The 2,017-nt window shown below is 37.2% G+C and carries 2 protein-coding genes; both read left to right on the top strand.

Going from position 1 to position 2,017, the window contains the following annotated elements:
- Positions 1-282 precede the first annotated feature (282 nt).
- Positions 283-819 (top strand): hypothetical protein, encoded by a 537-nt coding sequence (locus AC19MX_RS21025; protein WP_498299766.1) that lies wholly within the window; start codon positions 283-285, stop codon positions 817-819.
- Positions 820-934: 115 nt separating this feature from the next.
- Complete coding sequence (locus tag AC19MX_RS21020; protein ID WP_498299765.1) at positions 935-1,612, top strand: hypothetical protein; 678 nt, start codon at positions 935-937, stop codon at positions 1,610-1,612.
- The last annotated feature ends 405 nt before the right edge of the window (positions 1,613-2,017 follow it).

Genomic DNA, 2,017 nt, shown 5'->3' with positions numbered 1-2,017 from the left:
GCCGACGAAGATAAGCATTGTTGGAAAACAAAAGCGATGCATGATGAATCCATCGATGCTTGAAGCAGTATTAAAGGCTGGATTTAGTAGTTAGGTTAAAAATTAAACACTCATGCGGTGACCCTGCTCTGTATCCCTTAGCCAGCATCAAAAAATGAAAATTCTTATAGCATGACGCTCGACAATTAATTTGGAATAGGCATCGACCTCGTCCAACAAGCGATTTATGTCCTGCAAACAGCGTGACACATAAATAATAAACGTTATATTTGAGGAGGAATTGTGCCAACAACTTGGATTGAAATTGCGGATACTGCAATAAAAATTGGCTTTGGTGCATTAATCAGCGGCGCATCCGCTTATTTTCTAGCTCGGCATAACAATACGAAATCGCTTGAAAAAGAATATTTGATGAAGCACAGAGTTATGCTTGAACAAGTCACTTTAGACACAGAAGAAATGACTCATGCTCTTCTAAAATACTGGTCATTTATTCTTGAGTGGTCAAGAAATAAAGAAAAAGGCTTAAAAAATACATCAGAAAAATCAGAGAAAATTAAAGATTTAAGGTCTGAGGTTTTTCACTTATTTAAAGGTTTAACTAATTCAGAAGGTAGACTTCTATTATTAGGCTGCAAAGAACAACAGATTAAACTCAGAGACTATGGTGAAAAAATTTCTGAGTTCTATCGTTACGCTTCACGAAATAATGATGATTTAGAAAGTGAGGTTTTAGAAGCTTGGAGAGTAAGACTTTTGGACAGTAGAGAAAATCTTTATGAGCTGTTAAATAAATCCTATAAAAATGTAACAATATAACAAGGCGGTTCAACATGCGCCTTCGGTGCAGGACAGCTTGTAATTAGCGTTAGCTATGTGGAGTTAGTTGAGATTTATGGCTAGAAAAAGAAAAGAGTGTCCCGCGTGCGGTAGCATGATCGCATCTAAATCGAAAAAATGCGCGCAATGTGGTTCATATCTGGATTTTCGAAGGTTCCTGGATATAGGTAATACGTCATTATCCTTAGTTATTGCTTTTTTGACTCTGTTGTTGTTAGTTTTTGAAAAATCGAATAATTTATTTGGGGAGTTTCAGGCTAGAAAACTTGAAATACAAGTTAATAGAACGATATATAGTATTGCAAAAGATGAATTGCTTGTTCTCTATTCGAATACGGGATACTCGAAAGCACTTCTACCTGATGGAATCATTTGCATTGTTCCTCTTGCAAAAGAACAAAGTGATTTCAATAGTCAGTCCCCCCTTACATCAACTGGCGTTGCAAATATACGACGAGAAGAGATTAGTTCTGAGTTTGTATTTAGTTATTCAGCTACAGATAAGGGTAATCAGCTTATCCTAGACAAGGAACAAGATCGACTAGTGACATATAAGTTTACAGAGCTTGCACGTGTAACAACGGAAGGCTCTCGAACTGATGAGTACAATTCATACTGCAGTGTATCAATCGACAATATTAATTTGGACCCAGAATGGAAAATAAACTCCGGCACTGAGGTATTCAACAAAAGTGTACTGAAGCTAAGGCCATTAGATGTGTTTTTCCTCCAAAAACATTTACGGGATTTTACCAAGCAAAATCCAGAATAGTTTTCGGAAGCTATAACCAAGAAGATACTGTGGTTCTTATTGACAATCTAACCGATAAATATTTTAATGTCATATATCGACTACGAATGTTCACTATCTGAGATGTGACTTTTCGATTAGTTATTGATTATAATGAATTTTAGTTTTGTTTTGTGGCTGATTGCTTGGGTTCAAATCCCTATCCCTCCGCCACATTCAAATAAAAAGGCTCATCAGAAATGATGAGCCTTTTTATTGGGCGAAAGATAGGTCTTTGAACCCCGGGTTCCTCTTTATTACAGTATGCGTCCGGCGAACTACGCCTTGTCTAGCCTAACCTGCCAGGGTACGAGATTGTTGAGGTCACAATCAGGGTAGGATAATTGCTCTAAGCAGTGTTCGATGTAATCGAACGGGATAAGTCCA

It is taken from the genome of Shewanella sp. MF05956 (assembly GCF_059758055.1).
Note: the sequence above shows the minus strand (reverse complement) of the source record. Positions and strands in the feature narration are given on the sequence as shown.

Excerpts from the sequence above, each read along its gene's own strand:
- AC19MX_RS21020 (WP_498299765.1), top strand. The coding sequence starts at position 935 with ATGATCGCATCTAAATCGAAAAAATGCGCGCAATGTGGTTCATATCTG.